Below are 22,644 nucleotides of genomic sequence, written 5' to 3'. Positions count from 1 at the left end.
CCTCGTCGCCTCGTAAGCTCTGACCCCCAGTGCAACCGCTGACCGGCGCGGGGTCGGGTCAGCGGATCACTTGGCCGGCACTTCACCGGGTCAGCGGGGCGAACTCGTGGCGCTTCCCGTTCCTCACCTCGGCTCAGTCGAGCAGTACGCCGGGGTTGAGGATGCCGTGGGGGTCGAGGGCGTGCTTGGCGGCTCGAAGGGCCAGTGCAAAGGGTTCGGGGCGTTGGCGGTCGTAACCAGGGCGGTGGTCGCGGCCGACGGCGTGATGATGGGTGATGGTGGCGCGGTGGCGGTGCAGGACGTCACCTGCGACGGTCTTGAGGTGGTCCCAGGTGGCGACTTCGTCGCCGGGGCGGCCCGCGGCGAGAACCGTGAAGTAAGGGGCGGCGCCGTCGGGGTAGACGTGCGTGAGGCGGCAGTTGATGGTTGCGGGGTGGCCGGTGATGTCGCGTGCGACGGCCCCGACCTCGGTGCGGATGGCATCGATCAGTGCGGGCAGCCGGTTCCAGGTGGTAGCCGTCTCGAAGGTCTCGACGACGGCTCCCATCCTGGCCAGGCCGTCGCGCAGGTAGGGCATGCGCAGGAAGGTGGAGCGCCAGGCACCGACGGCCGCGTCGGCCGGGGCACCGGCGGCGGCGGACTCACCGCCACGTCCGCCGTGTGCGCGGGCGAGGTCGAGGGCCTGGGCGAGGTGAGCGTGGACGGGGGCGGCGGCGGACTCGAAGCCGAGGACGAGTACCGCGGAGCCGTCTCGGGAGGCGCCGGCGAGTGCTGCCTCGCCGGGGTCGAGCAGGCGGCAGTTGGCGGGCGCGAGGTCGGACTGGGCGATTGCGCGTACCCCGTTCAGCGCGGCGTGGAAGTCGGTGAAGGCGACTGAGGCGGAGGCTTTGTGGCGGGGGCGTTCCTGCAGACGTACCCATGCCTCGGTGATGACGCCGAGGGCGCCTTCGGAGCCGAGAAAGAGCCGGTCGGGGGAAGGCCCGGCGCCCGAGGCGGGCAGCCGCCAGGACTCGCCAGTACCGGCGGGGGTGACCACGCGCAGGGACTGGGTGAAGTCGTCGATGTGGGTGCGACCGGTGGCGTAGTGGCCGCCTGCCCGGGTGGCGAGCCAGCCACCGAGGGTGGAGAACTCGAAGCTCTGCGGGAAGTGGCGCAGGGTCATGCCATGGGGGCGCAGTTGGTCCTCCAGCGCGGGGCCGAAGGTACCGGCCTGGATGCGAGCGGCGCGGCTGTCGGTGTCGATCTCCAGGACCCGGTCCATGGCGGTCAGGTCGAGGGACATGACGGCGTGGTGGGTGTCTCCGCGGTACTCCACACCTCCGGTGACGGAGGAGCCGCCGCCGAAGGGGACCACGGCGACGTTGTGTTGGCCGGCCCACTCCAGCAGGTCGGCCACGTCCTGGTCGCGGGCCGGGTGGGCGACCAGGTCGGGGATCCGGCCGGGCTGCCCGCGCAGGGCACGGATGACGTCGCGATACGCCTTGCCCATGGCATGGGCGGCGCGCGGTTCGGGGTCGGCGGTGACCAGGTGGGCGAGGCTCTGCGGGGGCTCGGCGCCGGGGCGGCCGATGTTCTGATCGGCGATCCGGGGGACCGGCAGCGGGCGCGGGAGGGTGCCGGGCAGCAGGGCGCCCATGGCGGTGCACTCGGCGTCGTCGGGTTGAGCGTCGGCCCAGCCCCATCCCCACCAGGAGCGGACGCGGGAGGTACGGGGAGCGGTCGTGGCGTCGGGCATGGGTCCGGTACTCCATGGTGACTGAGGGTAATGTACCTGCTGGTAAATTACGGTAGGGTAATATCGAGTTCATGACCACCCCCGAAGGCAGGGCCGGCACCAAGGGCGTCCCACGGGCTCGCCGTGAGCAGCAGATCCTGGGCGCCGCCACCGAGGAGTTCGGGCGCCACGGATACGGCGCCGCATCGCTGGCCGCCATCGCCGCCCGCGTCGGCGTCACCAAGACGCTGCTGCACCAGTACTTCGGCGCCAAGCAGGACCTCTTCCTCGCCTGCCTGACCCCGGTCGGCGACCAGTTGCTGGACGCCATGCGCGATGCGATGGCGCAGGGCGACGCCACCGCATCGCGCACGCCGCTGCTGGTGCTGCGCGGCATCTTCACCGCCCTGGACGGCCGGCGTGAGGCGTGGTTCGTGCTCTACGACGCCTCGCTGCCCGCCGACAGCGAGCCCGCCCGCACTGCCGCGCGCTACCGGACCGCCATCGACCAGCTCGCCGCAACCGGCACCGCCGACCTGCTGCGCGCGACCGGGACCCCCGACCCACTCGACGCGGACGCACTCAAGTACGCCTGGCGGGGCCTGGTCACCGCCCTGGTTCGCTGGTGGATCAACCATCCCGACCAATCCCCGGACGCCATGGCGGAACGCTGCGCCCGCCTCTTCGCCGCCACCGGCAGAGCCTTTGACTGAAGCGCCGCCTCCGAGGGCATCTGATCGACATTCAGGCCGAGTTCACCGATTCACCCGTTTCGGCGAGGTCTTCACACTCTGGGCATCCACCACGGCTGCCGACGGTTCCGCGGCGCGACCGTGCTCACCAGTTGCTCCTGGTGCCTGCCGACCCGAAGCGGCGCCGGCCCTCCTGGAGTGCCCGGTGCCGCGGCGGTTCGGTGATCCAGTCCGCGTCCATTCCGCGCGCCACCAGCCCCCGCACCACGGCGTAGCCGATCTCGCGCGAGCCTCCTGGCGATTGCATTCCGCCGCTCCGCCCCCATGACGTCAGGAGTAGGTGATGCTGTGTCATAGCTCCAGCGACAGCAGGAACCCGGGGGACGCCATGACCTACGAGGGAATCGCTGCGGCACCGCGGCTCCACCCCTGCCCGAGCTGCGGCCTCACCGACCGGCTCTCAGGGGTCCCGGCGGTGTACGTGACCGGGCGGAACCAGGTGAACGTGGTCGTCCCCAGGACGGACGACCCGATGGAGCACACCGAGACCCGCCTGGTGACCACGGCCCTGTCGGACGCCCTGGCACCGGCGCCCACGGCGCCTACTGGTGTCTGGACGGGATGCCTTGGCGTTCCCCTGCTGGTGGTGGCGATCGGCACGTTCATCGGGGGCGCGACGAGCGGGCACTGGTTCGGCGGCTACCCGGTGCCGCCGCCCGGTGCCCGGTTCCCGGCCGAGGCCCACCCTTCCTACGCCTACCTCGGCGTCATCTCGCTGCTCGCGCTGGTGGCCGCGGCGAGCCTGATCGTCCCGGCCGTGCTCCGCGCGATCGCCTTCCGGCGCCTGGTGGAGGCCGGCCGTCCGGCCGCTGAGCGACTGTGGTCCCGGGCCTGGTACTGCGGGCGCTGCGGCACGGTGCACTTCCCGCCGCGGCCGGGGGATCCGGCCGGGGCGCTCACCTTCGGGGACTTCAGAGCGGTGGTCTGGGCAGCGGGGGGCTACGGGCATCTGGCCCGTCAGCACCGCAACTTTTGAATTGGGTACCGATAGCTGACAGGTGACTGCATCACAACCCGCATCGCCCGCAGGGGTGTCGAGTCCTCCCAGCGACTGGGCCCGCCACAGCTGGACCGTGGAAAGAGCGGTGACGTGGCTGACAGGGTGCCGCCGCCTGCACCGCCGTTACGAGCGCAAGGCCGAACGCTTCCTTGCCTTCGCCGGGATAGCGGCTGCCCCGATCTGCTACCACCGACTCCCCTGGTGAGGTGGTCCTCAGGTATTGGTACCGAGGCACCCACGGGGGGCCCTCGGGAAGTTTGGGGAGTGTCAGGGGGTGTGGGCGCGAGTATCAGTGAAACGCGCCGCACACTCCGAACCGCTAATACGTGCAGGTCAAAGGACCATTCCTCGACATCCTCGCCGCTCGGATCACCCACCGAGCCACGAGGGGGACTACGCGGAGGGTGACGTGTCCGGCGTGTCCACTGATCACGGAACTTGTCGAGGAGGCAGAAGAGCAGAGCGATCGGCTGAATGTCGTCGCCGGCTGCTCGTTCGATCTCAGTGGCCCACCCCAGCCTGCTCGACCGCCCGAGGCGGGTTCCAGCGACCGCGGTGCCGGCCGATGCGATCACGGGTACCGATAGCGCGGAAGCCGGCGCACTGGTGGAGCGTGAGGCTGGCGATGTTCTCGGGGAAGATCCCGGACCGGATGGTCCAGATACCCGCTGCTTCACACGCTCACCCCGCACTTGCGGAACGATCTGTCGTTGCCTCCTGGTGACTTCTCCCGCACCGCACGTCCCTGCATCGCTCTGACCAGCCATGGGGAGGTTCCAACAGCGCCCAGAGCGCCATAGCGCGTCCGGCCATGGTTATTACTACTGCGATTCTCGTTCGAATGCGGGATCCGGTCGGGCCTCCTGTCGTCTTTGATCAGGTGGAGAGGAAGCTCCCGGCGACGCCAGCGAGGACCGACATGGCCAACCGTCTCCACCCCGATTCCCGTCTGATCACCGAGCGCCCGGCATGCAGCGCACCGGTTCCGGCGCGCGACCACGAAACGGCCCCCGCTCGTGCTGGCAGCGGCCCCGATGCCGGTGCGCATCTCAGTGCCTCTTCAGCTGATCACCTTCGCATTCGTGTACTGGGCCTCCTGTCATCCCATGACGCCGCGCTGTCCTGCCCAGTCCCGAGAGCAGGCCCGCGGCTGAGCCGATTCACGGTCGAGGGAACGAAGATCCGGACCCAGCACCACAGCCGGGGGTCCGCCCGGGCTCCTGCCGGCTAAGGGAGTCCCATGCCCACCGAGCGTGTGATCGTCTTCCGGTTCGACCGCGAGCCGTTGGTGTGCCGCGCCCACATCGACCTACTGCGCCGGTTGAATCCGCAGATCGCCGTGCACGGGATCTTCGGCGGCGCGACTGGCTACCGTGGCGCTGCGTTCCGGCTGGCCGGCAGGCGGCTGTTGCGGCTCGACACCATGTACGTCTCACACCGCACCGGTTACTGGAACTGGAAAAACGGCGACCTCGCGCTCCTGGACTGGTTCCGCGAGGTCGGCCACCTCCTGTCCTTCGATGTCGTCCACCTCATCGAGTGGGACCTACTGCTGACAGAGCCGCTCCACCGGCTCTACAGCCAGGTGCCACCCGACACCGTGGGGCTGACCGCTCACACGCCGATCTCCGTCATAGGTGACAGCTGGCGCTGGGTCGCCGAACCGGATGAGGCACGCGAGTGGCGCGACCTCCTCACGTTCGCTCGGCGCCGCCTCGGATACCGCGGGACGCCGCACGCCTGCCTCGGCGCCGGACCTTGCCTGCCGAGATCATTCCTCCAGGAGTACTCGGCGCTGGACCCACCAGACCTCGGCAACGACGAATTGCGCCTCCCGCTGTTCGCCCAGGCGCTGGGCTACCCGGTGGTCGACACCCGGTTCCGGCACGGTTGGCACGCCCCGCAGGAGGACCAGTTCTTCGGAGCCTCGGCCCGGACCATCCAGCCGGACACCATCACCTCCGAACTGGCGAAACCCGACGGCCGCCGCGCCTTCCATCCCGTACGGATCCCCATGCACGAACTGGCCGCCGATCTCCATCCGACGATGCGTGGAGGCTGACCCCATGCCACCCAGCTCGCGGCGCAACTGGCTCGGGAGCGTCCGTGACCGGATCGGCCAGCTCAAACCCAGGTCAGCGGGCACCCCTGAGGAGGTTTGGCGCGCATGGCCGGGCCTTGACGAGCTGCCGGTGCTCGACCCGCTCGCCCCCACGGTGCCGCACCACGGCGAGGGGCCCCGGGTGCTGGTCGTCGGCGCACATCCGGACGACGAGGTGCTCGGCTTCGGCGGCACCATGGCACTGCTGGCCGCAGCAGGGGTGCGCCTGCGGCTCGTCTCCGTCACCGACGGCGAGGCGTCCCACCCCCGCAGCCGGACCCCTGTCGCCCGGAACCTGGCAGCCGTCCGGGCCCGGGAACTGCACAGCGCGCTTGCCCGTCTCGGCGTCACCGATGTGCAGAGCGTGCGGCTCGGCGTCCCCGACACCCGGGTCGCCCGGCACGAAGGGGAAGTGAGCGACCAGTTGTCCGCGATGCTCGGTGACTGCAGTCTGTGTGTCGCGCCGTTCAGCGGCGATCGCCACCCGGACCACGACGCGGCCGGACAAGCCGCCCTGACCGCAGGCGCGCTGCGGGGGGTGCCGGTGTGGGAGTACCCCGTGTGGGCCTGGCACTGGGCGGCACCCGGGGACGCGCAACTGCCGTGGCACCGAGCCACCCGCATCCCCCTCCCGCCCTCCGTCGCAGCCCGCAAGCGCGCTGCCCTGGAATGCTTCACCAGCCAGATCCAACCCCTGGGCGACCAAATCGGTGACAAGCCCATCCTGCCGCCCGGAATCCTGGCCTACTTCCAAAGAGACTTCGAAGTGGTCCTGCGTTGACCACCCTGACCACGGGCCTGCGAGACCACCCTCCACTCGCCGCCTGCTCAGGCCGTCGTGGGCGGCAGATCGCCGAGCGCGTCCCGCAGTGCTGCTCGTGAGCTGATGCCGAGCTTGGGGAACAGGTGGTACAGATGGGAGCTCACCGTGCGCGGGGAGAGGTAGAGCCGTTCGCCGATCTGTTTGTTCGTGAGGCCTGCGGCGCCGAGCGCGGCGATCTCGCGCTCTTGCGGGGTCAGCGGGGCGGTCGGGCCAGGGGCCGGATGGGTCGTGGGCATGCCGCTCGCGCGGAGTTCGGCGCGTGCCCGTGCCGCCCATGGGGCCGCGCCGAGGCGTTCGAAGGTGTCGAGGGCGTTGGTCAGCTGTCCCGGGCCTCGGGGGTGGACGTTGCTCGGCGTAGGCGCTCGGCGTAGGCGAGCTGGATCCGTGCCTGCGCGAACGGCCAGCGGTTTGCTCCCGGGGTCGCGAGGGCGGTGTCGAACGCCTCGCGGTACGAGGTGGCCGGGGCGGTCATCCCCGTCGCGCCGGCCGCGACCATGGCGAGCCGGGGCGCGAGGTCGGCGACGCCTGATCGATGGATGTCGGCGACGTGCGCGCTGGCCTCCGTGGTCCTTCCGGCCCGGACGGCCGCCTCGACGAGGTCGAGCAGAACCCACAGCGTGGCAGGTTTGTTGGCGGGTACCGTTCCCGGTGAGCAGATCTCGACCGCGTGACGGTAGGCGGTCTCGAACTCCCCGTTGCTCAGTGCATCGACGGCCTTCGCGTGCGCGGCGAGCTGGAGGACGAAGCTGATGCGGTTCGGCGCGCCCCAGGCCACCAGGTCGTCGGCGAGATGCCGGACGGTTCCGCGATCGCCGCGGGCGGCGGCGACCATCGCGCGGTCGTACTTCAGGAAGCCGCCGAGCAGCCGGTAGTGATGCCGGGTCGTGAAGGCGAGTCGCACGGGGGCATTGGCGGACCTGTTCCCGTCGACGTTCCCGTCCGGCCAGGTCAGCGACCTTGCCGGGGTTATCGAGGAGGCTCCGCTCCTGCCCCAATTTCCGGAGTGTTCCGAACAGTTCCGCCGCTGGCACAACGCCCCGGACCGACCGCCTGGACCTCGTCATCGTCGGGCACAACGGCGGGTCGGGCGCTGAGGTCCGCGTACCGGCCGGAGGTCGGCCCGCCGGGAGGTTGGCGACGATGCCGAGGGTCAGTAGGGCTGCGCAGATGGCGGCCACCCCGGTGCAGACGCGGAGTTCTCGGGGGCGGAGGTGCGATGGCAGGGCTCAACCGGCTATCGCGAGGGCAATGCCTGTGAGCCAGAGGGCGCTGCGTTGCGTCGTTCAGGGCCGAGGAGCAGTCGTCCGGGACACAGCAAAGATCGTGGGCGTGCACAGTCCGCGGGTGCCGTGGCTGGCGGTCGGTCTGGGAGTGCTCGTCATTGCGGCGGCGGGCGGCCTCTACGTGCCGCACCGTCGTCCTGGTGAGAGCAGCAGCGTCATCGAGGAACGGCACTACATCGGGTCCCGGGAATCCCACGACCATGAGAACCGCCGTTGAGATCCGGTCGCCGGGGCGGCCTCCGAGGCGCCACGTTGCCGGGATACCCGACGCGACGGGGCGCCAGGGGCATGACGCGTCCCCCCCCGAACGCATGCATCTCCCACACCGCCCTCGTGCGCGGGTATTCGGCCGTGGCACCGGATGACCCCGGGGCCCGGATCGATTCCCCTCTCCACCCGCATGCTCCCGTCGGGCCGAGAGTGTGCCGGGCCCGACGGGAGCGGTGGCTACTGCTGGTGCCACCGGTCGTACTGGTCGGCGGGATCGCAGGCCGTCGCTTGCACGAGGGTGCCGTTACGTACGCTGGGCGTCGTCATGCAGAGCCCGCTCGATACGTTCTGCCAGACGTCGTACCAGCCCGCGGACGGCACGGTGGGGTTGTCCGCGAAGAGGACGCGCCACTGCTGGTTGGCGGCCGCGTCGCAGAACTGCATAGTGATCGTCCCCTCTCCCCAGGCCGGCGCGGTGATGCACCGTCGTGTGCGCGCGTTGGTGAAGGTGAACGCCCCGGTCTGGGAGTTGAAAGCCACGAGCCACTTCTCGTCGGAGCCGCTGTCGCACGACCACATCTGGAGTCTCGCGGCGTTGTCGGTGGCGTTGTCGAGACAGTGGCTGGAGTTCCAGACGTTGATCGGACTGAATCCTTCGGCCTGCGCAGGTCCTGCAGCCATAGCGATGGTCAACATCGCCAACACCGCGGTGATGAGCGCGAACAGTCTGGTTCGTTTGGGCATGGGTCCCCCTGGTCTCTCGCTGGCCATTCACCGAACCGTGCCTGGGTGGCCGGGTGGTGTGGTGTTCGAGCTGGGGTCGACGGTAGGACGGGGCCGGGCGCTGTTCCAGTACAGGATCTGTACCGGGGCTGCCGCAGATGGGGTCGCCGCCCTGGCGATGCCTGCATGGGGGGCCGGCAGGAGTGAGCACTTCAACGAGAGTCGACCGGTCGTCCAGTGCCCGCTATGCCAGGGGTTCGGGCTGTTTCAGGGGCAGCGTGAACCATACGGTCTTGCCGTCCTCCGTGGGGCGGGTGCCCCAGTCGGTGGCCAGGGTGTCGACGAGGAGAAGTCCCCGGCCCGACTCGTCGCCCGATTCTGCGTGCCGGAGCTGGGGGATGTGGGTGCTGCTGTCGGTGACTTCGACGGTCATCTCCCGTGCGGTGTGGTGCAGTCGCAGGTCCAGAGTTCCTCGGGCGTGGCTGTGGCTGATCGCATTGGTGAGGACCTCGGATGTCAGCAAGCAGGCTGATTCCGTGGCTTCCTCGCAACCCCAGCCGCGCAGTGTGGTCATCACGAAGCGGCGCGCGGCGGCAACGGAGGCAGGGTCCGCGGGTACCTCCATCGAGGCCGCGGCGACCGGTGCCGCCGGGATCCGGGCCAGGAGCAGCGTGACATCGTCTGCATGCCCGTCCGCGTCCGGTCTGAGCGCTGCCAGCACCCTGTCCGAAACCTCTTCCAGGCACACCCCGGACAGGAACGCGCTCTGGAGCTCTACTGCGAGGAGTTTGAGTTGGACGTCGATGTCGGAGCGAGGCGTCTCTACGAGTCCATCGGTGTAGAGCACCAGGGTGGAGCCGGCCACGACAGGAATGCAGGCCTGCTGGTAGGGGATGCCGCCGACGCCGAGTGGCACGCAGACCGGTGCAGGAAGGTGGTCGACCGAGGTGTCGGGCTGTACCAGCAGGACGGGCAGATGTCCGGCTGAACAGATCGTCACCTCGCCGGCGTCCGGATCCACCACCAGATAGCAGCAGGTGACGAGTTGATCGGGCAGGTCGGCGACGAACGCGTCCAGGGCTTTCATCAGTTGCCGCGGCGTGATGCCGGTCTTGGCCAGCGCGCGAGCGGCCGAGCGCAATTGCCCCATGACGGCGGCGGCGTCCAGGCCGCGTCCCATGACATCACCGATGAGCACGCCGACCTGGCCGCCGCCGAGCGGAATGATGTCGAACCAGTCGCCGCCGACTCCCGCACCTTGCGTCGCTGGGAAATAGCGGCTGGCCACCTGCATTTCGGGAAGCGCGGGGGGAGAGCCCATCAGACTGTGCTGGAGGGTCAACGCGATATGACGCTGCTGCCGGTAGAGCTCGGTGAGTTCTTTCTCGGCGCGTTTGCGGTCGGCGATATCACGCACGATCGAGCAGGAGCCGACGATCGCGCCGTCGCGTCCCTTGATCGGCCAGAGGGTGATGTCGACATCGAGCAGGCGTCCGGACTGGGTGACCCGGAACGTCTCGAAGTGTTCGACGCGCTCTCCCCGGCCCAGCCTTTCCAGGAGGCTTGCGATCTCATCCTTGCAGTCGGCAGGGGCGAGCATCGCAATGGACTGCCCGATCGCGTCCTCCGCCGCATACCCGTAGAGGCGATGGGCGGCGGCGTTCCAGTAGGTGATCGTGCCGTCGAGGGTCTTGGCGAGGATCGCGTCCTGCGATGACTCGACGAGTACCGCGAGTTCGTTGATGCGCTCTTCGGCGGCCTTGCGTTCGCTGACATCGCGGACTGCTGCCGATACGAGCAGTCCGTCAGAGGTCTGGAGTGGGCTGAGGCTGATCTCCACGGGGAATTCGCGGCCGTCCTTGCGTCGTCCGTAGAGTTCGAGCCCAGCGCCCATGGGGCGTACCTGTTGGTTCGCGGCATAGCCGTGGCGGTGCGTGGGGTGATTGCCGTGGAATCTCCCGGGGACCAGGATCTCGACCGGGTGCCCGAGGAGCTCGTTCCGGGAGTAGCCGAACATGGACTCGGTCTGGGCATTGACGAGTTTGATGATTCCGCCGTCATCGATGATGACCATGGCGTCGGGTGCGGATTCCAGCAAGGCCCGGAACATCACTTCCGCCGGACTCCCGCCATGGACAGACGTCGGCATCGCAGTCCCTCCTGTTGCCCGAACCAGTTGGTACGGGATTTGTCGGACGATAGCCGTCTTCCTCCAGGGCCATCGGAAGGGACTGAATCTGGCCTTGATCGGTCAGAATTGTTCATTTGCCGGGGGACTATGCCGCGATATGTCGTCGGACGGGTATGCCCATCGGATCAGTGGTGGTTGCTGACAACGGTCAGTTCGGCTGCGATGTTCCGTCCCCAGGCGCAGACCTGTTCGCGGTCGCGGAAGTCGCCTCCCTTGCCCTGCTTCCGGAGCTGACGGGCGATGAATCCGCGCGCCCCATGGGTGAGCCGACCGCCGAAGGTGATGTGGCCCCCGCGTCGACGCCGTCGCATTGATCAACCATCCGATGCAGGCCGCACCGGCGAAGATCTGAGCGCTTTCCTTGCCGCCCGGCTCCCGGAACCACGGTTCGCGGGGCGCGGGCCTGAGGGCGGAGCCAGACTGGTTCCATGGGTACTGGGTACGCCATCGAGTTGAGCCGGCTGACCAAGCGGGACGGGGCCGTGGTCGGCATCGAGGGATTGAACCTCGAGGTACGGGCTGGAGAAGTGTTCGGGCTCCTCGGGCCGAACGGGGCCGGCAAGACCACCACGCTGCGGTGCCTGACCGGGTTGCTGCGGCCGACGGCGGTTGGGCTCGAGTGCTGGGGCTGGACCCCATCGCTGATCATCGACGCGTGGCGCCGGAGGTCGGGTATCTGCCTGGTGAGCTGCGGCTGTATCCGGAGCTCGCCGGCGAGCAGACCCTGGATCTGCTCTCCGCCCTGCAGGGTGTGCCGTCTCGGCGCCGTGGGGAGCTGTGTGAGCGGCTGGGGCTCACCTCGGCGATCTTGCGGCGGACGGTGGGCGAGTACTCCCGGGGCATGAAGCAGAAGATCGGCCTGGTCCAGGCACTGCAACACGATCCGCGGCTCGTGGTGTTGGACGAGCCGACCGAGGGGTTGGATCCCTTGGTGCAGGAGACGTTCTTCGAGCTGATGGGGGAGGCTGCGGCCGGCGGTAGGACCGTGTTGCTGTCCAGCCACGTGCTGCCCGAGGTGCAGCGGGCCTGCGGGCGGGTCGCGATCGTGCGGGACGGGCGGTTGGTGACCGTGGAGAGCGTGGCGGCGCTCCGTGAGGCCCGGGCCCGACGGATCCGGCTCACCTTCGGCGACGGGGCGGGCCCTCGGACCCTGGGGCGGGCCGACGCGTGGTCGCCGCGGTGGGCAGGTGACCGGGTGGAGTTGCTGGTACCGCCGAGCGAGGTGGTGGCTGCGCTCAGGGGTCTGCTGGCATTGGCAGTGGCCGACGTGACCGTGGAGGAGGTGGGCCTGGACGAAGCGTTCTTGGAACCTGTACCGGAACGGGGATGCGGGGGAGGAGCCGTGAAGTCCCGGTGGCCGCTGTTGTGGCTGGCGCTGCACCGGCGTCGGCGGATGCTGGTCGCTCTCGTCATCGGGATGGTGCTCTTCGAGGCGCTGATCGTCGTGGTGGCGAACACCATCCCGCCTGGCCAGCTGTTCTCCGGGAGCGGAAAGGGGCCACCGTCGGCATACCGGGCGTTCAACGGGTCGAGCGGGGATGTGTCGCTCGCGAGCTACCCGGGACTGCTGGGGGCCGGCCTGTTGCATCCGTTCTGGATCGCCATGCAGCTCACGGCGATGGGTTCCCTCGCGGCGGCGGCCGTGGCCGCAGACGTGGAGTCGGGGACGAATGGGGGCGTCGCCGGCCGATGGTGCCGGTCGTCGCCGCGTTCAAGGACAGCGACGTCATGCGGACCCTGGGCGTGTGTTTGCCTCAGTCGCAGGGTGCGGGCATGCACGTCGAGTTTCCCGGCGCTCCCCGGCCGGGATGCGACCTCGTCCGGGTAGGAGGCGAAGCGTCTTGCTCGGGCAGGGCACTCGGGGGGAGTGGTGCGGTGGCAACAGCAGAACCTCGCCCTGGACTTGCCCGATCACACGGAACCCGGCGGCTGGACGCGGTGCGCCGAGGTCGGCAGCGTCTGCCGGCGGACTGTGTCATGGCCCGGTTCGAGGACGTTGCTGTGACGCGCCCGCATCAAGCGGCCTGGTTGGGCCGGACGGATGCGGCGGGCTCACGGCTGCAGGGATCCGGCGGTGGATGTCCTCCAGCAGGTTCCGCATGGCCATGCGGAAGATCTCGGCCTGCTGGTCGCCGAGGAACGAGGTGTGCCCGAACACCTCCAGGACGACGAGACCATGCAGATGTCCCCACGCACTCAGCAGCAGAGCGGTCGCGGGGGGCGGCAAATATCCCAGACCATAATGCGGCAGCTGTTCCAGGTACGCCCGCAGTGAGGGCGAGAGCGCGGGGGCGTCGGCCGCGGCCAGTTGCGCCGTGGTGAACCCGTCGAACAGCTGGCGCTCGAAGATCGAGCTCATCCGGCGCGTCGCCTGGGTGGTCGGGCCATCGGCGGGTGCTGCGTAGTCCCGCAGCGGCGTTCCGTACAGGAGCTGAAAGCGCTCGGGGTGGGCGATGGCCCAACGACGGTAGCCCTCGGCCGCGACCACCAGACGCGGCAGGATCGGGTCGTGAGCCTCGGTGTCGACGGCGGCCTGCACGGCATCGGCCAGCTCGTCGTATGCCTTGGTGACGAGCACCGTGACGAGAGCGTCCCGGCTCGGAAAGTAGTGGTAGAGCGCCTGCACCGTCATGCCGAGGCTGCGGGCGACCGCTCGCAGGGACAGGGCCGCCGGCCCGTGTTCGACGATGTGGCGCTCGGCGGCGTCCAGGATCTCCTGCGTGGCGGCGGCCCGGCGTCGCTCGCGCAGGGAGGGCGGGGCCATGGCGTGTTCCTCTACGAGCATGCGGCGACCGTACGACGGTCGCCCCGGTGGACCACCCGGAATTGGCAGGGTGTGAAGAAAATCTAACACTGCCAAATCTTCTGCCGCCTCACTAACGTCGCTCACGGCGACGAAGAGTGCGCGACGCACCGCTGCCGACGGGGTGAACCGACTCCGCGGAGCACCGCGCCGGCCCCCCGTTGGTCAACTCCGGCTGTTTCGCGTCGTTTTCACCATTTGGACACCAAAGGAGCTCGCGCGTGTTTGAACACATAGCCGAACTGGCGATTCGCCGGTCCCGGCTGATCCTCATCGTCGCCGTCGTGGCGTTGACCCTCATGGGTGTCCTGGGCGCCGGCGCGTTCGGCAAATTGTTGGGAGGCGGCTACGACGACCCGGCCTCCCAGTCCACCCGGGCCGGAAAGGTCATCGACGAGAAGTTCGGCGGGCAGACGAACCTGGTCCTGCTGGTCCGTGCCTCCGCAAGCCGCATCGACGACCCGGCCGCCCAGCGCAGTGGCCGGGCCTTGGTGGCCGACCTCAAGAAGGAACAGAACCTGGAGAACGTGATCTCGTACTGGGACACGTCCAGCCCCGACCTCCGCTCCAAGGACGGCCGCGAAGCCATCGTGCTCGCCCATGTGAAGGGCAACGACACCGAACGGGGCGAGAACGCCAAGAGCGTCATCGACGCCTACACCGGACCGTACGCGGGCGCCCTCACCGTCCAGGCCGGCGGCGGCGCCGCCGTGATCAGCGAGATGGGCACCCAGTCGGGCGAAGACCTCCTCCTGGCCGAGGCCATCGCCGTGCCGCTCACCCTCCTGCTGCTCCTGCTCGTCTTCGGCAGCATGGTCGCAGCCCTGCTGCCGCTGGTGATCGGCACCATCGCCATCGCGGGCACCTTCGCGGAGCTCTTCGTCCTCGGCAGCGTGCCGATGTCTCCGTCTTCGCGATCAACCTGACCACCGCCCTGGGCCTCGGCCTCGGCATCGACTACGCCCTGCTCATGGTCAGCCGCTTCCGGGAGCAGCTCACGACAGGGGCGAGCGTGGACGACGCCGTCCGGCGGACGGTGAGCACCGCGGGCCGTACGGTCGCGTTCTCCGCCGCGACGGTGGCGGCCGCACTCGGGGCACTCCTGGTGTTCCCGCAGTATTTCCTGCGCTCGTTCGGCTACGCCGGAATCGGTGTCGTGGCCATCGCGGCCATCAGCGCCCTGTTCGTCATGCCGGCCCTCTTCGTCGCCCTGGGGGACCGGGTCAACAGCGGCCGCCTGCCGTGGGCGAAACCTGTGCGCCCCGCCACCCGGGCACCTTTCTGGGGACGGCTTGCCGGCACCGTCATGCGGCGCCCCGCGCTCACCGCGCTGCCCGTGCTCGCGGTCCTGCTGCTGGCGGCCGGCCCGCTCCTGGGCATCACGTTCGGCACCCCGGACGAACGCGTACTGCCCGAGGACGCCGCCAGCCGCCAGGTCTCGTCGGTGCTGCAGGAGAAGTTTCACGGCAACGACGACGCGGCCCTCCACATCGTCATCGATCAACCCGTGAGCCAGGCCCCCCTGGAGTCGTACGCGGTCGCACTGTCCGGGCTCAAGGGCGTCGTCCGCGTCGAGACCAGCACGGGAACCTACGCCGGCGGACGATCCACGGCGACTGACCCCGGAAACACCGCCCTCGGCCGCCCCGACGCGCAGCAGATCAACGTCGTGAGCACCTTGTCACCGAAGTCGAACGAGGCTCAGGGCCTGGTCGATTCGGTCAGGGCGGTCGCCGCGCCCGCCGGGTCACACCCCCTGGTGGGCGGAGTCGACGCCGCACTGGTCGACTCCAAGGACTCCATCGCCGGCCGGCTCCCCATCGCCGTGGCCCTGGTCGCCCTCACCACCTTCCTCCTGCTCTTCCTGTTCACCGGCAGCATCGTGCAGCCGCTGCGAGCGCTGCTCCTCAACATGATCAGCCTGGCAGCGACCCTCGGCGTCATGACCTGGATCTTCCAGGACGGAAACCTCTCCTCCCTGCTCGGCTTCACCGCGCAGCCCATGGAGGTGTCCATTACCGTGCTGATGTTCTGCATCGCCTTCGGCCTCTCGATGGACTACGAGGTGTTCGTCACCAGCCGCATCAAGGAACTCCACGACCAGGGCGAGGACAACGAGTCCGCCGTGACCAACGGCCTGGGGCACACCGGACGCATCGTCACCGCGGCCGCCTGCCTGCTGGCGGTGAGCTTCTTCGCGTTCGGGACGGCCGAACTCAGTTTCATGCAGATGTTCGGCCTGGGCAGCGGACTGGCCGTCCTCATCGACGCCGTCGCTGTACGCGGCATCCTCGTTCCCGCCGCGATGCGCCTGCTCGGCCGCTCGGCCTGGTACGCGCCCGGCTTCCTGCGCAGGCTCCACGGCCGGTTCGGCCTCAGTGAAGGCAGCCCCGCGCCCACGCCCGCAACTGCGCCCGAGCCCGCAACTGCGCCCGGGCTCGTCTCGGAGTCCCCGTACGGGAAGAACTCGGCGCAAGTCTGACCCCGCGCGACCACGCCCCACGCAGTGCCCGCTTCCACCACACCGGAGGCGGGCACGGTCGCGCGCCGGGGGACGCGCCTGAAGGCGATCGCGACCACCCACTACGCCAACCCCAACCACACCGACCCCGGCCAGATCAACCGCCTCTTCGGCGGCCGCGGCGCGTACTTCGCCGACCCGGACAGCCACAACATGGAGATCATGACCCGGCCCTACGCCGGGCGTTAGAACCTCCTGGATGCCTCCGCCAGGGGCATCTCAACCGAACGGCTCCGGCCTCCTCGGATGGCGCGCCAGCGCATGCGAGGAGGCGTCGGAGCCGCAGCAGTGAAGCGACGGACTCTCAGGAATTGGGCAGGCATTCCCGGTCGGGGCACTGCGCTGTCTCATGAAGTTGGTCCCACGCCCGCGTTCACGCGTTGACTGTGAGGTCGGGCTTGCCCGTGGGAGCCGGACCATCGCAGGGCGGGCTGTTCAACGAGAGTCGGGGACGCGCTTGCCGCCCGTCACAGCGGTACGGGTTGGCGATGACGCCGGCCACGCAACGTCGTCGATGGCGAGCCACGGCGCGGCGGCCACGGCCGTGGGTGTGAGCCCGGTGAACGCCTTGACTTCGTGATGGAGGTGGGACTGGTCGACGTAGCCGCTTTCGATGGCAACGCCGGCGGGCGCGAGACCCGCCGCAAGGAGGTGGGCGGCATGGTCGAACCGCACCAGCCGGGCAGCGCGCTTGGGTGTGATGCCGAGCTGGGACCGGAAGCGGGCCGACAGGCGCTTGCGGCTCCAGCCGGCCTCGTCCGCCAGGCCGTCGATGCGCACGCGCCCGCGGCTGGTGAGCGTCCGCCGCCAGGTGTAGGCGACCTCCGCATCGACCGGTGGGCTCTCGCCCATCCGTCGGCCGAGGATTTCCCCCGCGATCGCGAAGCGCTCGTCCCACGACACGGCGGCGCGCAGCCTGTCCTCGGCTCGCCCGGCGTCGTGGCGGCCCCAGACATCCTCTAGGGATTCCACCGTCCCGTTGAAGGCTGTCGATGAGCCGAGCACCGCAGCCGCCGCGACCGGCTCCAACCGGATCTGGAGGCACTCGCTCACCCGGCCCGATGCCCGAAGATCTCCGGGGAGGAGCCCGACGATGACGCTGCCGCGCCCGTGCCGACCATGGGTGCCGTAGACGAGGCCTTCATCCTCGCTGAGGTCGACGAGCAGGGTGACGGACGGGTGCGCGACCATGGCGATGTCCACGAAGCCGGGGACACGTTGGCGGAACCCGGCCATGCTGATCCCTGGCAGCCGATCGGACGGACGCGGCACGGCGACGTCCACGCTCGCCCAGTCGAGTGGAGCTGCGGTCGACAACACGTGACCAGCCTAGTCCGTTGAGGGGATCGCGGGCGGGGTGTCAGCGCCCCTCGCCGCGAAGGCCAGCAGCAGTTCGCTGGTCGTCTCGGGCGCCTCCCACAGTGGTACGTGGCCGACGCCCGGCAGCAACTCGACCCGCGCGCCCGGCACCGCGTCGTACTGGTGCGCCGACGACGGCTCCCAACGGGGATCGGCAGCGCCGAAGATCACCAGCACAGGGACCTCCAGGGCGGCGAGACGCTCGGGCACGCTCCGCTCGCTGACGTACGCGACGTTCCCGCGTGCCACCGTCCTGAACGCCCGGTACGTGATGCCTCGTATGTCGGCGACCACGTCGTCCGGGATGTCCACCGGGCGAGCGACCATCGCGCTGATCCCTCTGCGAATCATCGCGTCCGAACGCCGCGACCACAGCAACGGACCGAAAGGCGGGGCCAACATCACCCGCAGGATGACCGGCTGCGGAAGAAACGCCCCCAGACTTGGGCCGGTGCTGATCAGCGCGAGCGATCCCACCAGGTCGGGGCGCTGCTCCGCGAGCGCGGTGGCGACGTAACCGCCGCTTGAGTGACCGACTACGCTGACGCGACGAAGCCCGAGGTCGTCGAGCAGCGCTGCGATCCGGCCCGCCTGTACGGGCACGTCGTACGACACCGTGGGCGGGGACTGTCCGCACCCCGGCAGGTCCACCCGGATGACGTGATGGTGGCCGGTCAGTGCCGGGACCAACGGACTCCAACAGGCGCCCGAGACCCCTGATCCGTGGATGAGCAACAGCGGCGGCGCCTGCCGCGGGCCGTCGTGGACCACATGCATCCCGTGCGCGTTGTATTCAACGTCGTCCTCACTCATGCAGGGGATGATGCACGGGCTGCCGACGACGGGTCTTGTACAAATGTCGTCGCGAAGCTGACGACCGACCGCACGCGGCGCTCGACAACCGTTTCCGCCCGGCCTGCATCGGTCCCTCGGTGCAGACGAGCTGCTGCCGTGGAAGGTGAGCGCCGGCTGCGGTCAGAGGGTGAGTAGTCGGACGAGCACAACCACCAACGTGCCCGCGGTGAGCACCGACCCCAACACGGTGGACAGCAGGTCGACCGCCGTTACGTCCCAGCCCTGGATCTCAAACCGATGGGGATTCTCCGGATCGTATTGGAGCGTGACAGAGGTCCCGACGCCGAAGGTGCCTCCGACGTTGCCGCGGCCGAACCTGGATGCGAACTCGCACTCGCGGCCGTCCCGGGTCGTCCAGGCTGCGACCGGGTGGTGAAACCTGACGCCTTCGCCGTCTCGCCTGACATCGTGGCGGACGATCCGACCCTTTGCGATGACGCCTGTGCGACGGAGCGCGCTGGAGCGGCGGAGTCCATACACGCCGAAGCTGAGGAAGACCGCACCAATCGTCAACGGGATGAGTGAGAAGAGCCATTCGCGTTCCATAGGTTGTGCGACGCCTTCGTGGGGTTGCCGGTTGCGAGTGGGGCGGCTGTGGCTTCGGCGGAGTCGCTCCGGCTCCACGGGACTCTGGGAAGATCGGCGGCAATCTGCGACGGCCCCCACGCTGCAACCGGAGACTTCAGCGCGTCTTCCACACCTCGGAGTGCTGGTGGGTGACCCAGCGGGCGACCGCGTCGGCAGCGGGTCGTCCTCACCGTACAACGCGACGATGTCCTCGAACAGTTCCGGGCGGACGGCGGCCACTGCTCGTGCGGCGTACGGGCGTTCACCGCGGTCCGAGGTCCTTCGAACCGCCGGTGAACTTGGCCTGTGGTGCGCGCCGAAGTGCCGCGGGAATGGGGCGGGAGTACCGTCGAAATAGGGGTGCGGAGGGTGAACGACGGGGGTGCTTGCAGACAGAAGGGCTGAGCACGATGCCTGAATCAGCAGGGTGCCAGGAACTGCGCGACAAGCTGCAGGATACCGCCGCGCAGCTGCGCAACGTGCAGAACAGGCTGGACACGGAACAGCTCGGTGAGCACCGGCTGGCCCTCCAGGCGTATGCGGTCTCGCTGGAGCGCCGTATGGAGGACTGCCGAGCCCAGATGAAAAGGGCCGGCTGTACGGGTTCCGTAGACATCGATGTGCCTCCGATTGTCGTCCCTCCTCCGGCATTGGAGAAGTTCGGGTACGCGAGCCTTCTGGTTTCCGGACGAAAGGCAGTGGGGACGCGCCCGCTCCTGGTCGTTCTCATGGAATGGGACGACGACGCGGAGGGTGGTTTCCCAAGAATTTCCTCCCTGCACCCCATCAACTATTATGAGCAGCTGGCCTTCGGTCATCCAGTTCCACCGTTCACCACGGATCCGGTCAATCCGGCGAGCTTGACCGAGTACTTCCAGGAATGCTCGAACGGACGGTTCTGGTTCACGCCCTCGGCGGTCCGCGGGCCCATACCCATGGGTCCGTTCGGCAACCCCAGCGAGGCGACGCACATTCAGAAGGTGGCGCAGCGGATCGCTGAGCTCTACCCCTATTTCCTCTACGGCCTGGACATAGACGCCAGCTCGGTAGTGACAGCTGACGAGCTCGTTGTCCTGGTCGTGGAGAATCACCGCTACCGCTGGCCCGCCAACCGCAGCACCCAGCTGGTCGATTTCACCGTGGGCCCGTTCCCTGGCACCCCGCCGGTCTCCATTACGAAGAGCATGCAGGTGGACCTGGCATTCGCGGGAACCCTCACGCCCTTCTACCAGATCGGGCACGAGGTGAGCCATTCTCTGGGAACCATTGACATGTATAACCCCGGCGGAATGAACGACCACCTCACACTGATGGGCGCGTACTCCTTCACCAGCAACGACCAAGTCCCTGTTCATCTGGATGCCTGGCACAAGCTTGCCCTCGGCTGGTGTGAACCACCGCGCATACAGCTGTCCGAGCCCGGCAGTGCCACGGTCGTCGAGATATCTTCGGCCCGCCCAGATGGCGCCGTCATCCTCTGGCATCCCAGCCACGGCACCTCGGAGTACTTCCTCGTCGAACGGCGCACCCCCCACGGCGGCCGCAAGTACGACTCCGGATTCCCCGGCGACGGCGTGCTCATCTGGCACATCGACAACTCGCGCCCGCCCATGCACCGGGGCGCGCCGGACCTTACCCTCGGCGGGAGCGGGGTGTGGGAGGCAGGCACCAAGACGCCGCCGCTGACCTGGACCGATAGCACCGTGGCCGTCGAGAGCCTGGTAATCGAAAGCGGCCCCGAACCCGGATCGATGACCCTCACCTGGTGATCAGTTCCGGTGCGGGAACCGGCCTCGCCGCAAGCGGCTACTCGCGGAACTTGCCGTCCACGAGTAGGTATCCAGCAGCATTTATCGCCCTGCAAGAGCATCGGATCCTCGCACCGATCGTTGCCGCCACTGCTGGACCCTCGCGCGACGCCGTGAGCTTCGATGCGCCGCTCCCCGGCGATCCTGGCTTCAAGCGTCACGACTCCACCGCTCGAACAGTCCGTGGAAGTGTCGTGCCCGGATTGTCCTACCGACGGATTAGGATCGCCGGCATGGCACTGCGACCTGTGATGGTGAACATCAAGGCTCTTGATCACTCGGCGGTCGGCCGGTTCTGGGCGGACGCGCTCGGCTGGAGTGCCTACAGCCCCGGCGTGACCACCTACGTCGGACCCGCCGGCGGCCTCGTATGGCCGGACCCGGTCGCCGTCGGCATCGACTTCGTTCCCGTCCCGGAACCCAAGACAACAACAAAGAACCGTGTGCACCTCGATCTCGCCACCACCTCTGCTGCCCATCAGGCGGAGTTGGTCGCGCGCCTCAAGGCTCTCGGTGCGACGCCCGCCGACGTGGGCCAGGGCGACGTCCCGTGGACGGTCCTCGCCGACCCGGAAGGCAACGAGTTCTGCGTGCTGGAGCCTCGGGAGATCTACCAGGACACCGGGCCGATCGCCGCGGTGGTGGTCGACTGCGCGGATCCGCGGGCCATGGCCCGGTTCTGGGACGAGGCGACGGACTGGACCTTGCACGAGGTGACCGACGACCACGCGGAGTTGCGCTCCGCCAAAGGTGTCGGCCCGTATCTCGAGTTCCTCCGCACACCCGACGTGAAGACCGTGCCGGACCGCGTCCATCTCGACCTCTGCCCGTACCCCGGCGACGACAAAACAGCGGAGGTGGCCCGACTGCGGGCCCTCGGCGCCACCGACCTCGACCTTGGCCAGGGCGACGTGCCGTGGACGGTTCTGGCCGACCCGGAGAGCCACGAGTTCTGCGTCCTCACCCCGTCCTGATGCGGAGCCCTAACGAGACCCCGACACATGAGCCTTGTGTGCTCATGCGCCATGACCCCGCGTGGGTTGGGCTGCGGCGTCCCGGTCGATTCGGGCGGCGAGAGCCTGCGTGTCGGGGACGAGATCAGCTCACTCGCCGACCACAACAGTCAACTCGCCAACTGAAGCGCCTATGTCACACAGGCGGTCGCCGCACAGTGTGGGTGCGGCGTGTCACGTTGGGCTCCGGGCAAGATCTCGCTCGTGGTGCGGCGTGTGGTCGTGCCGGGGGAGCAGGAAGGGGGTGATCAGCATGAGAAGACCGGCGACGGCGATTGCGGTGCGGGGGCCGGTGATGCCGGCCAGCAGGCCCCACAGCCCGGTCATGGCCGCGACAGTTGCCTTGCTGGTGACCGACCACGCTGACAGGGTGCGGGCGATCCGGTCCGTCGGGACTTGCTCGAGCCGGTAGGTGGCGAACACGGGGTTGAACACGCCCATGCAGGTGATCAGTCCGAGCTCGACCGCGATGACGAGCACGAGCCCGGCCACGCCGGGCCGGATGAAGGCCGGCCCGAGCGACCAGCACGCCCGCAGTGCCCCGGCGGTGAGCATGACCTTGTGCCGTCCGAACCGTGTGACGAGTCGGCGGGCCAGCCGTGAGCCGATGATGCCGCCGACGCAGGGCAGGCCGAACGCGAGGCCGTACTGCCAAGGCGCGAACCCGAGGTCGCCGAGCATGAGGACGGCGAGCAGCGGCGAGGTTGCCAGGATCAGGCCGTTGACCAGGATCGTGTTGAAGAACAGGGGGCGCAGGGTCGGGTGGGTCAGGATGTACCGCCACCCTTCGAGCAGGTCGCCGGGCCGGAGCCGCGGGCCGGGGGCCGCCCCGGGGGCCGGGGGCGGGGGCCAGCCGCCCCACCCCCCGCGGCCCGCCGCCGGGGGCGGGTATCGTAGCCCCGAAGGGCCACCCCGGCGCGA

Annotated in this window: 20 protein-coding genes and 6 pseudogenes; 13 read left to right on the top strand and 13 right to left on the bottom strand. The window is 69.0% G+C overall.

The annotated features are described in order from the left end of the window. Positions 1–133 precede the first annotated feature (133 nt). Positions 134–1,735, bottom strand: a complete 1,602-nt coding sequence (locus AC07DC_RS38355; protein WP_478919385.1) for an FAD-binding oxidoreductase — start codon at positions 1,733–1,735, stop codon at positions 134–136. Positions 1,736–1,806: 71 nt separating this feature from the next. Between AC07DC_RS38355 and AC07DC_RS38350 the strand changes: the two genes are divergently transcribed. Then, on the top strand, positions 1,807–2,427 hold the full coding sequence (locus tag AC07DC_RS38350) for a TetR/AcrR family transcriptional regulator (RefSeq protein WP_478919384.1): 621 nt from the start codon (positions 1,807–1,809) through the stop codon (positions 2,425–2,427). Positions 2,428–2,551: 124 nt separating this feature from the next. Here AC07DC_RS38350 and AC07DC_RS38345 read toward each other — a convergent pair whose 3' ends face one another. Next, positions 2,552–2,713 carry a hypothetical protein gene (locus tag AC07DC_RS38345; RefSeq protein WP_478919382.1) on the bottom strand — a complete coding sequence of 54 codons (162 nt, stop codon included), beginning with the start codon at positions 2,711–2,713 and terminating at the stop codon, positions 2,552–2,554. Positions 2,714–2,794: 81 nt separating this feature from the next. Between AC07DC_RS38345 and AC07DC_RS38340 the strand changes: the two genes are divergently transcribed. Both AC07DC_RS38340 and AC07DC_RS38335 read left to right on the top strand, forming a co-directional pair. Then, positions 2,795–3,442 carry a hypothetical protein gene (locus tag AC07DC_RS38340; protein ID WP_478919381.1) on the top strand — a complete coding sequence of 216 codons (648 nt, stop codon included), beginning with the start codon at positions 2,795–2,797 and terminating at the stop codon, positions 3,440–3,442. 30 nt (positions 3,443–3,472) lie between these two features. Further along, positions 3,473–3,671 (top strand): annotated as a pseudogene (locus AC07DC_RS38335) (IS5/IS1182 family transposase); the annotation flags it as partial. Positions 3,672–3,967: 296 nt separating this feature from the next. On the opposite strand, the pseudogene AC07DC_RS38330 reads toward AC07DC_RS38335, so the two are convergent. After that, positions 3,968–4,141, bottom strand: a pseudogene (locus AC07DC_RS38330) (N-acetyltransferase family protein); the annotation flags it as partial. Positions 4,142–4,706: 565 nt separating this feature from the next. Here AC07DC_RS38330 and AC07DC_RS38325 point away from each other — a divergent pair. Together AC07DC_RS38325 and AC07DC_RS38320 are read left to right on the top strand one after the other, a co-directional pair. After that, positions 4,707–5,528, top strand: coding sequence for a hypothetical protein (locus AC07DC_RS38325; protein ID WP_478919380.1), 822 nt, complete (start codon positions 4,707–4,709; stop codon positions 5,526–5,528). A gap of 4 nt (positions 5,529–5,532) precedes the next feature. Next, a complete protein-coding gene (locus AC07DC_RS38320; RefSeq protein ID WP_478919379.1) occupies positions 5,533–6,348 on the top strand; it encodes a PIG-L deacetylase family protein in 816 nt (271 codons plus the stop codon). A gap of 47 nt (positions 6,349–6,395) precedes the next feature. Here the strand turns inward: AC07DC_RS38320 and AC07DC_RS38315 are convergent, their stop codons facing one another. Next, positions 6,396–6,626, bottom strand: a complete 231-nt coding sequence (locus AC07DC_RS38315) for a helix-turn-helix domain-containing protein (RefSeq protein WP_478919378.1) — start codon at positions 6,624–6,626, stop codon at positions 6,396–6,398. Positions 6,627–6,706: 80 nt separating this feature from the next. Further along, positions 6,707–7,291 carry a hypothetical protein gene (locus AC07DC_RS38310; RefSeq protein WP_478919377.1) on the bottom strand — a complete coding sequence of 195 codons (585 nt, stop codon included), beginning with the start codon at positions 7,289–7,291 and terminating at the stop codon, positions 6,707–6,709. A gap of 428 nt (positions 7,292–7,719) precedes the next feature. On the opposite strand from AC07DC_RS38310, the gene AC07DC_RS38305 reads away from it, so the two are divergent. Then, complete coding sequence (locus AC07DC_RS38305) at positions 7,720–7,890, top strand: hypothetical protein (RefSeq protein ID WP_478919376.1); 171 nt, start codon at positions 7,720–7,722, stop codon at positions 7,888–7,890. A 230-nt stretch (positions 7,891–8,120) separates the two neighbouring features. Here the strand turns inward: AC07DC_RS38305 and AC07DC_RS38300 are convergent, their stop codons facing one another. The 3 genes from AC07DC_RS38300 to AC07DC_RS38290 form a co-directional block, all read right to left on the bottom strand. Beyond that, complete coding sequence (locus AC07DC_RS38300) at positions 8,121–8,627, bottom strand: RICIN domain-containing protein (RefSeq protein ID WP_478919375.1); 507 nt, start codon at positions 8,625–8,627, stop codon at positions 8,121–8,123. A gap of 223 nt (positions 8,628–8,850) precedes the next feature. Then, complete coding sequence (locus AC07DC_RS38295) at positions 8,851–10,755, bottom strand: PAS domain S-box protein (RefSeq protein WP_478919374.1); 1,905 nt, start codon at positions 10,753–10,755, stop codon at positions 8,851–8,853. A 167-nt stretch (positions 10,756–10,922) separates the two neighbouring features. Then, entirely contained in the window at positions 10,923–11,108 is a 186-nt protein-coding gene (locus tag AC07DC_RS38290) for a hypothetical protein (protein ID WP_478919373.1), read from the bottom strand. Positions 11,109–11,225: 117 nt separating this feature from the next. On the opposite strand from AC07DC_RS38290, the pseudogene AC07DC_RS38285 reads away from it, so the two are divergent. Together AC07DC_RS38285 and AC07DC_RS38280 are read left to right on the top strand one after the other, a co-directional pair. Beyond that, a pseudogene (locus AC07DC_RS38285) lies at positions 11,226–11,393 on the top strand (ATP-binding cassette domain-containing protein); the annotation flags it as partial. Between the two features lie 59 nt (positions 11,394–11,452). After that, positions 11,453–12,625 carry an AAA family ATPase gene (locus AC07DC_RS38280; protein WP_478919372.1) on the top strand — a complete coding sequence of 391 codons (1,173 nt, stop codon included), beginning with the start codon at positions 11,453–11,455 and terminating at the stop codon, positions 12,623–12,625. Between the two features lie 147 nt (positions 12,626–12,772). Here AC07DC_RS38280 and AC07DC_RS38275 read toward each other — a convergent pair whose 3' ends face one another. Then, on the bottom strand, positions 12,773–13,582 hold the full coding sequence (locus AC07DC_RS38275) for a TetR/AcrR family transcriptional regulator (RefSeq protein ID WP_478919371.1): 810 nt from the start codon (positions 13,580–13,582) through the stop codon (positions 12,773–12,775). Between the two features lie 239 nt (positions 13,583–13,821). On the opposite strand from AC07DC_RS38275, the pseudogene AC07DC_RS38270 reads away from it, so the two are divergent. Together AC07DC_RS38270 and AC07DC_RS38265 are read left to right on the top strand one after the other, a co-directional pair. Next, positions 13,822–16,082, top strand: a pseudogene (locus AC07DC_RS38270) (MMPL family transporter). A gap of 75 nt (positions 16,083–16,157) precedes the next feature. After that, positions 16,158–16,310 (top strand): annotated as a pseudogene (locus AC07DC_RS38265) (VOC family protein); the annotation flags it as partial. Between the two features lie 246 nt (positions 16,311–16,556). Here AC07DC_RS38265 and AC07DC_RS38260 read toward each other — a convergent pair. The 3 genes from AC07DC_RS38260 to AC07DC_RS38250 all read right to left on the bottom strand — a co-directional run bounded on the left by AC07DC_RS38260 (position 16,557) and on the right by AC07DC_RS38250 (position 18,881). Next, positions 16,557–17,405 (bottom strand): AraC family transcriptional regulator, encoded by an 849-nt coding sequence (locus AC07DC_RS38260; protein WP_478919370.1) that lies wholly within the window; start codon positions 17,403–17,405, stop codon positions 16,557–16,559. 45 nt (positions 17,406–17,450) lie between these two features. Further along, complete coding sequence (locus AC07DC_RS38255; RefSeq protein ID WP_478919369.1) at positions 17,451–18,293, bottom strand: alpha/beta fold hydrolase; 843 nt, start codon at positions 18,291–18,293, stop codon at positions 17,451–17,453. Between the two features lie 162 nt (positions 18,294–18,455). Next, on the bottom strand, positions 18,456–18,881 hold the full coding sequence (locus tag AC07DC_RS38250) for a DUF3592 domain-containing protein (protein WP_478919368.1): 426 nt from the start codon (positions 18,879–18,881) through the stop codon (positions 18,456–18,458). 53 nt (positions 18,882–18,934) lie between these two features. On the opposite strand from AC07DC_RS38250, the pseudogene AC07DC_RS38245 reads away from it, so the two are divergent. From AC07DC_RS38245 to AC07DC_RS38235, 3 genes and pseudogenes are all read left to right on the top strand, one after another. After that, positions 18,935–19,039 (top strand): annotated as a pseudogene (locus AC07DC_RS38245) (IS110 family transposase); the annotation flags it as partial. A gap of 273 nt (positions 19,040–19,312) precedes the next feature. Next, on the top strand, positions 19,313–20,671 hold the full coding sequence (locus AC07DC_RS38240) for a metallopeptidase domain-containing protein (protein ID WP_478919459.1): 1,359 nt from the start codon (positions 19,313–19,315) through the stop codon (positions 20,669–20,671). Between the two features lie 272 nt (positions 20,672–20,943). Continuing rightward, a complete protein-coding gene (locus AC07DC_RS38235) occupies positions 20,944–21,684 on the top strand; it encodes a VOC family protein (RefSeq protein ID WP_478919366.1) in 741 nt (246 codons plus the stop codon). 213 nt (positions 21,685–21,897) lie between these two features. Here the strand turns inward: AC07DC_RS38235 and AC07DC_RS38230 are convergent. After that, a partial coding sequence (locus tag AC07DC_RS38230; protein ID WP_478919365.1) for an MFS transporter occupies positions 21,898–22,644 on the bottom strand: 747 nt, incomplete at its 5' end.

Source organism: Streptomyces sp. NPDC045021 (assembly GCF_056432645.1).
The sequence above is the reverse complement of the archived record's forward strand: the minus strand, read 5'-3'. Positions and strand labels throughout refer to the sequence as shown.

Coding starts and splice junctions, on each gene's coding strand:
- AC07DC_RS38290 (WP_478919373.1), bottom strand. CDS start 11,108: ATGCGACGGCGTCGACGCGGGGGCCACATCACCTTCGGCGGTCGGCTC.
- AC07DC_RS38255 (WP_478919369.1), bottom strand. CDS start 18,293: ATGAGTGAGGACGACGTTGAATACAACGCGCACGGGATGCATGTGGTC.
- AC07DC_RS38235 (WP_478919366.1), top strand. CDS start 20,944: ATGGCACTGCGACCTGTGATGGTGAACATCAAGGCTCTTGATCACTCG.
- AC07DC_RS38300 (WP_478919375.1), bottom strand. CDS start 8,627: ATGCCCAAACGAACCAGACTGTTCGCGCTCATCACCGCGGTGTTGGCG.
- AC07DC_RS38345 (WP_478919382.1), bottom strand. CDS start 2,713: ATGCAATCGCCAGGAGGCTCGCGCGAGATCGGCTACGCCGTGGTGCGG.
- AC07DC_RS38320 (WP_478919379.1), top strand. CDS start 5,533: ATGCCACCCAGCTCGCGGCGCAACTGGCTCGGGAGCGTCCGTGACCGG.
- AC07DC_RS38250 (WP_478919368.1), bottom strand. CDS start 18,881: ATGGAACGCGAATGGCTCTTCTCACTCATCCCGTTGACGATTGGTGCG.
- AC07DC_RS38315 (WP_478919378.1), bottom strand. CDS start 6,626: ATGCCCACGACCCATCCGGCCCCTGGCCCGACCGCCCCGCTGACCCCG.
- AC07DC_RS38275 (WP_478919371.1), bottom strand. CDS start 13,582: ATGCTCGTAGAGGAACACGCCATGGCCCCGCCCTCCCTGCGCGAGCGA.
- AC07DC_RS38355 (WP_478919385.1), bottom strand. CDS start 1,735: ATGCCCGACGCCACGACCGCTCCCCGTACCTCCCGCGTCCGCTCCTGG.
- AC07DC_RS38325 (WP_478919380.1), top strand. CDS start 4,707: ATGCCCACCGAGCGTGTGATCGTCTTCCGGTTCGACCGCGAGCCGTTG.
- AC07DC_RS38240 (WP_478919459.1), top strand. CDS start 19,313: ATGCCTGAATCAGCAGGGTGCCAGGAACTGCGCGACAAGCTGCAGGAT.
- AC07DC_RS38350 (WP_478919384.1), top strand. CDS start 1,807: ATGACCACCCCCGAAGGCAGGGCCGGCACCAAGGGCGTCCCACGGGCT.
- AC07DC_RS38340 (WP_478919381.1), top strand. CDS start 2,795: ATGACCTACGAGGGAATCGCTGCGGCACCGCGGCTCCACCCCTGCCCG.
- AC07DC_RS38295 (WP_478919374.1), bottom strand. CDS start 10,755: ATGCCGACGTCTGTCCATGGCGGGAGTCCGGCGGAAGTGATGTTCCGG.